Below are 6,000 nucleotides of genomic sequence, written 5' to 3'. Positions count from 1 at the left end.
TTACAAAACACAGACAAAGATACGCGTCACTTCCGCGAATCTGCCGCTTTGGGGACCGTGCGCGCGCCTTGCGGCCAGAATCGCAGGGCGAGGAGCATCCCTATGAGCGCGCAATAGACGACGGGCTGCATCGGCCAGGACTTCACCACCATCAGATAATGCACACCCCCCGCCAGCACGGCAGCATAGGTGAGCCGGTGAAGCCGCCGCCATTGCGCGCCCAGCCGGCGGATCGAAAGGTTGTTGGAGGTAATCGCCAGGGGGATCAGCAGAACGAAACCCACCATTCCGATGGTGATATAGGGGCGCTTCAGGATATCCGCCCCCGCTGCGGCCCAGTTCAGGCCGATATCGAACACGAGCCACGCCATCAGGTGCAGCGCCGTAAGCCCGAAGGCCGTAAGCCCGATGGCCCGGCGGAACCGTATCAGATTGAGGCCGGTGAACCGGCGTAGCGGCGTAATCGCCAACCCGAGTATGAGAAGCTGAAGCGCGCGCAGCCCCAGCGCGTGCTCCAGCTCCCTCACCGGATCAACGCCGATTGCGCCGGTAATTGCCTGCCAGAAGACAAACGCCGCCCAAAGCGAACCTGCCAGATAAATCGTCCATGTCGGGACCCGGCGGAGCCAGCGGTTGACGCTCTCCATCAGTAGTATTTCGTAAGGTCCATGCCAGAATAAAGGCTTGCGACCTGCTCGGCATATCCATTGAACGGCTCGGTATCCCGCCGCCCGCCGAACAGGCCCGCCCCGATGACCCTCTCCGTCGCCTGACTCCAGCGCGGGTGATCCACCCTGGGGTTCACATTGGCGTAGAAGCCGTATTCCCGCGCATTCTGTTCCTGCCAGGCAGTTTTCGGCTGTGTGTCCGTCAGGGTTATGGAGACGATCGACTTGATCGACTTGAACCCATATTTCCACGGCACGATCAGGCGAAGCGGCGCGCCGTTCTGGTTCGGCAGAGCCTTACCGTAAAGCCCGGTGGCAAGAATCGTCAGGGGATGCATCGCCTCATCAAGCCGCAACCCCTCCTGATAAGGCCAGTCGAGCAGGCGGCTGGACTGGTAGGGCATCTCGCTCGGGCGGTAGAGCGTCTCGAAAGCCACGTATTTTGCAGAGGGCTGCACGCCGAACTTTGTCAGCAGGTCTGAAAGCTGCACCCCCTGCCAGGGTATCACCATCGACCACGCCTCCACGCAACGCAGCCTGTAGGTACGGTCACGAACCGCTACACCCTTCAGAAGATCGGCAAGGTCATAGGTGCCCGGCCGGTCCACCAGCCCGCCAACCTTCACGGACCATGGGCTGATCGTCAGCGCCCCTGCATTGCGGGCAGGATCCTCCTTCCCGTAACCGAATTCGTAGAAGTTATTGTAGTTGGTGATGTCGGACAGCGTGTTCGGCTTTGCCTCGGTAGACCATTTATCCGCAGCAAATGCAGGAGAAGCCGCCAACGCCCCCATACCGGCAAGAACCGCGCGGCGATCCAGCCACAGACGTTCAGGGGTGACTTCGGACCAGTGGAACTTCAATGCCGCCTCCTCACGATCTCTGGCGAGAAGGGGATAATAGCGCGGGACCGGTGCAGGTCCGCTCACATTTAGCGGAAACCGAACAGGAAAACGCCGGGCGGAAGTCCGCCCGGCGTTGATCTTGATATGGCCGATGGCTCAGTGCAGCACGGCATGCGTCTCCGGCGGATGCCTCCGGGACGGCGACGCGACTCGATCTCCGATGATCAGCCCGTCCTCGCCCGCTGTGACCTGCACGGTGGAGCCGTCCATAATCTCTCCGCCGAGCATCATCTCTGCGAGCGGATCCTGCAGCGACCGCTGGATCACCCGTTTCAGGGGGCGCGCACCGAAGACCGGGTCATACCCCTCATCGGCGAGCCATTTCCGCGCGCTTTCGTCCAGCTCCAGCGTGATCTTGCGCGCCGACAGCCGTTTCTCCAGCCGCTGAAGCTGAATGGTGACGATACCGTCCATGTCAGCCCGCGTCAGCCGGTCGAAGATCACCATCTCGTCGAGGCGGTTGAGGAATTCCGGACGGAAGTGCATCCGCACCGCCTCCATCACCTCCGCGCGCGCCGCGCCGGGATCCGCCCCTTCGGGCAGCAGGGAGAGCGCCTGACTGCCCAGGTTGGACGTCAGCACGATCAGCGTCTGCTTGAAGTCGACCCGCCGTCCCTGACCGTCGGTCAACACACCGTCGTCGAGCACCTGCAGAAGCACGTTGAACACGTCGGGGTGGGCCTTCTCGACTTCGTCGAACAGCACGACCTGATAGGGTCTGCGCCGCACGGCTTCGGTCAGCACACCGCCTTCGTCATAGCCGACATAGCCCGGAGGCGCGCCGATAAGACGGGCGACGGAGTGTTTCTCCATGAACTCCGACATGTCGATGCGGACCATCGCATTGTCATCGTCAAAGAGGTAGTTGGCCACCGCCTTGGTCAGCTCGGTCTTGCCGACGCCCGTCGGCCCGAGGAACAGGAACGACCCAAGCGGGCGGTTCTCGTCATTCAGGCCGGCGCGGGCACGCCGCACGGCGTTGGAGACGGCGCGCACGGCCTCCTTCTGACCGATGACGCGCTTGCCGAGCTCCTCTTCCATGTGGAGGAGTTTCTCACGCTCGCCTTCCAGCAGCTTGGAAGTTGGGATCCCCGTCCAACGTTCGACGACTTCGGCGATCTGCTCGGGGCGGACCGCTTCTTCGACCATCATGTCGGAGTTGCTCTCCGCCGCGGCGAGTTTCTTCTCAAGCCCGGGAATGATGCCGTAGCTCAGCTCCCCGGCACGGGCGAGGTTGCCCTCCCGTTTCGCCTGATCGAGTTCGGCGCGCGCCTTGTCCAGCTGTTCCTTCAGACCACGGGATTCCTCCAGCTTGTCGCGCTCCGCCTGCCACTTGGCCGTCATCTCGGCCGAGCGCTGGGTGAGGTCGGCAAGTTCCTTCTGGAGCTTCTCCAGCCGGTCCCTGGAGGCCGCGTCGTCTTCCTTCTTCAGCGCCTCCTCCTCGATCTGAAGCTGCAGGATCTGCCGATCCAGCGCGTCCAGTTCCTCGGGCTTGCTGTCCACCTCCATCCGCAGCCGCGACGCCGCCTCGTCCATCAGGTCGATGGCCTTGTCCGGCAGGAAGCGGTCGGTGATGTAACGGTGCGACAGCGTCGCCGCCGCGACCAGCGCGGAGTCGCTGATCCGCACACCATGGTGCAGTTCATACTTCTCCTTGATGCCGCGGAGGATGGAGATCGTATCCTCAACCGTCGGTTCTTCCACCATCACGGGCTGAAACCGGCGGGCAAGGGCCGCGTCCTTCTCCACATATTTGCGGTATTCATCCAGCGTCGTGGCGCCCACGCAGTGCAACTCGCCCCGCGCCAGCGCCGGTTTGATGAGGTTGGCCGCATCCATCGCGCCGTCCGTCTTGCCCGCGCCGACCAGCGTGTGCATCTCGTCGATGAACAGGATGACCTCGCCCGCAGCCGCGGTGATTTCGGACAGGATGGATTTCAGCCGCTCCTCGAACTCACCGCGGTATTTCGCACCCGCGATCAGCGCGCCCATGTCGAGCGCCAGCAACTTCTTGTTGCGCAGGCTCTCCGGCACGTCGCCGTTCACGATGCGCAGCGCGAGGCCCTCCGCGATCGCCGTTTTACCGACGCCCGGCTCCCCGATCAGCACGGGGTTGTTCTTGGTCCGCCGGCTCAGCACCTGCATGGTGCGCCGAATCTCATCGTCGCGCCCGATGATCGGGTCGATCTTGCCTTCCTCGGCAGCTTCCGTGAGGTCGCGGGTGTATTTCTTCAAGGCGTCATAGCCTTCTTCCGCCGAAGCGGAATCGGCAGTGCGGCCCTTGCGGATATCGTTGATCGCCGTATTCAGGTTCTGCGCCGTGACAGCGCCCAGCTCCAGTGCATCCTTTGCGGCGGATTTCACCATCGCCAGCGCCATGAGCATCCGCTCCACCGGCACAAAGGAATCACCCGCCTTCTTGGCAATCTTCTCCGCCTCGTCCAGAACCTGGCCGAGCTTCGGATCCATATAGACCTGACCGGTATCACCGGAGACCTTGGGCAGCTTGTCGATAGCCGCTTCCACCCCCTCCGCAACACGCGCAGGCTCTCCCCCCGCGCGGCGGATCAGGTTGGCGGAAAGCCCCTGGTCATCATCCATCAAAGCCTTCAGAAGATGCTCGGGAGCCAGCCTCTGGTGGTTCTCGCGCATTGCAATGGTCTGTGCGGCCTGAAGGAAACCGCGGGACCGTTCGGTGAACTTTTCAAGGTTCATGACAACTCCTTCCAAGCGCCCGGATCGAATGCCTGCCATGCAGCACATTTCTCTCGAGCCTTCATCGTTTCAAGATTTGGGAAGTGCATCCGCCGCTTGCAAGGTCTTGCAGGGCTAGCGCCTTCGCTTCTTTCTTGCGTGACAGGGAGAGGCGCATTAGGAAACGGCCGGCCGCGAAAAAGGGGAAACGCCATGACCGCCGATGATCGTCTTATCGTTGCGCTCGACGTGCCCAACGCCCTGGCAGGGCTGGATCTGGTCGACCGGATCGGTGATGCCGCATCCTTCTACAAGATCGGACTTGGCATGCTCACTGGGGGCGGCCTCGCCCTCGCCAACGAATTGAAGCAGGAACGGGGCAAGCGCGTCTTTCTCGACATGAAGCTCTTCGACATCGGCGCGACCGTGGAAGCAGCCGTGCGCGGGCTAGCGCAGTATGATCTCGATTTCCTCACCGTTCATGGCGATCCGCATGTCGTGCGCGCGGCAGTGGAGGGGCGCGGGGGCCACGTCACCCGCATTCTGGCGGTCACCATCCTTACCTCGCTCGACCGGGCGGATCTTGATGCGGGCCTGATCCGCGAGGGGGATATCGCGGAAATCGTTGTGGAGCGCGCCTCCCGCGCGTTCGAGGCCGGGGCGGACGGCATCATCGCCTCTCCTTGGGAGGCCGCGATGATCCGTGCGCTTCCCGCCGCCGAAGGGCGCCTGATCGTCACACCGGGCGTACGGCCAGCCACGTCCTCCAGCGACGATCAGAAGCGTATCGCGACCCCTGCCCAGGCGATTGCAGACGGGGCCGACCATGTCGTCGTGGGGCGGCCCATCTGGCGTGCGCCGGACGCACGTCTGGCCGCCCAGAGTATCGCTGCGGAACTCTCGTCCGCGCAGGCGCAGTATCCAAACCGCCCCTGAGTTCAGTTGGCGGGAGCAGGCGCCGGATTGACGTTGGGTGCCTGGCCCGGAGTGGCAGCGGGCGCCGTCTGGGTTGGCGTGGATGACGGCACCGTTTCCACCGGTGTACGTCCCATCGTGAGGAAATAGACCGCGATGATGACGACCACCGCTCCGATGATCATGTACCAGCGATTGGACCCGGTGCGGGTTGCGCCGGGTACCGGTTCTTTCCGAGGTGACGGGCTGTTGTCTTGGATCGCCATGCGATTTCTCCTCCTATGAACTCTCAGGGAACCCGCTGAGGCGCCGGGATGTTCCCTCCGCCCGCCGATTGGGCTATGAAACCGGGGGTTCTGGCATGAATCGCTTGACGGGAAGCGGTTTTGTCCTTAGACGGCCCGCAACGAATTCAGGGTCCGGGTCGTTCCGCGCCCCTACTCTGCAATGTAATGTGAGGATCTGAACGATGTCGCGCGTTTGCGAATTGACCGGCAAAGGGGTCATGACTGGTAACAACATCAGCCATGCCAACAACAAGACCCGTCGCCGCTTCCTGCCGAATCTGAATGAAATCACCCTGATTTCCGATTCGCTCGGCCGCAGCTACCAGCTCCGCATCTCTGCTGCGGCGCTCCGCACGGTGGATCACCGCGGCGGTCTGGATGCATTCCTCGCTGCGGCGAAAGACGATGAGCTTTCCGCGAAAGCTCTGAAGATCAAAAAGGAAATCGCCAAGGCTGCGACTGCTGCCTGAGGCTCCTTTCGGTCGAGCAACAGCCCCGCATTCTGCGGGGCTTTTTGCGTTCGGGGGTTTG

At 62.7% G+C, this 6,000-nt stretch carries 6 protein-coding genes; 2 read left to right on the top strand and 4 right to left on the bottom strand.

The annotated features are described in order from the left end of the window. Nucleotides 1-26 precede the first annotated feature (26 nt). From msrQ to clpB, 3 genes are all read right to left on the bottom strand, one after another. Nucleotides 27-647: a protein-methionine-sulfoxide reductase heme-binding subunit MsrQ gene (msrQ, locus tag CN97_RS13975; protein ID WP_035712613.1), complete on the bottom strand. Its 621-nt coding sequence runs from the start codon at nucleotides 645-647 to the stop codon at nucleotides 27-29. Further along, nucleotides 647-1,531: a protein-methionine-sulfoxide reductase catalytic subunit MsrP gene (gene msrP, locus CN97_RS13970; RefSeq protein WP_035712610.1), complete on the bottom strand. Its 885-nt coding sequence runs from the start codon at nucleotides 1,529-1,531 to the stop codon at nucleotides 647-649. Before msrP ends, msrQ begins: the two co-directional genes overlap by 1 nt. A 138-nt stretch (nucleotides 1,532-1,669) precedes the next feature. After that, nucleotides 1,670-4,288: an ATP-dependent chaperone ClpB gene (clpB, locus tag CN97_RS13965; protein WP_035712607.1), complete on the bottom strand. Its 2,619-nt coding sequence runs from the start codon at nucleotides 4,286-4,288 to the stop codon at nucleotides 1,670-1,672. Between the two features lie 192 nt (nucleotides 4,289-4,480). On the opposite strand from clpB, the gene pyrF reads away from it, so the two are divergent. Continuing rightward, a complete protein-coding gene (pyrF, locus tag CN97_RS13960) occupies nucleotides 4,481-5,203 on the top strand; it encodes an orotidine-5'-phosphate decarboxylase (protein ID WP_035712604.1) in 723 nt (240 codons plus the stop codon). A gap of 2 nt (nucleotides 5,204-5,205) precedes the next feature. On the opposite strand, the gene CN97_RS13955 is transcribed toward pyrF, so the two are convergent. Continuing rightward, nucleotides 5,206-5,448, bottom strand: a complete 243-nt coding sequence (locus CN97_RS13955; protein ID WP_035712603.1) for a hypothetical protein — start codon at nucleotides 5,446-5,448, stop codon at nucleotides 5,206-5,208. Nucleotides 5,449-5,651: 203 nt separating this feature from the next. Between CN97_RS13955 and rpmB the strand changes: the two genes are divergently transcribed. Continuing rightward, complete coding sequence (rpmB, locus tag CN97_RS13950) at nucleotides 5,652-5,939, top strand: 50S ribosomal protein L28 (RefSeq protein ID WP_035712601.1); 288 nt, start codon at nucleotides 5,652-5,654, stop codon at nucleotides 5,937-5,939. Nucleotides 5,940-6,000 lie beyond the last annotated feature (61 nt).

Origin of the sequence: Haematobacter massiliensis (assembly GCF_000740795.1) — a bacterium.
Taxonomy (GTDB): domain Bacteria; phylum Pseudomonadota; class Alphaproteobacteria; order Rhodobacterales; family Rhodobacteraceae; genus Haematobacter; species Haematobacter massiliensis.
Note: the sequence above shows the minus strand (reverse complement) of the source record. Positions and strands in the feature narration are given on the sequence as shown.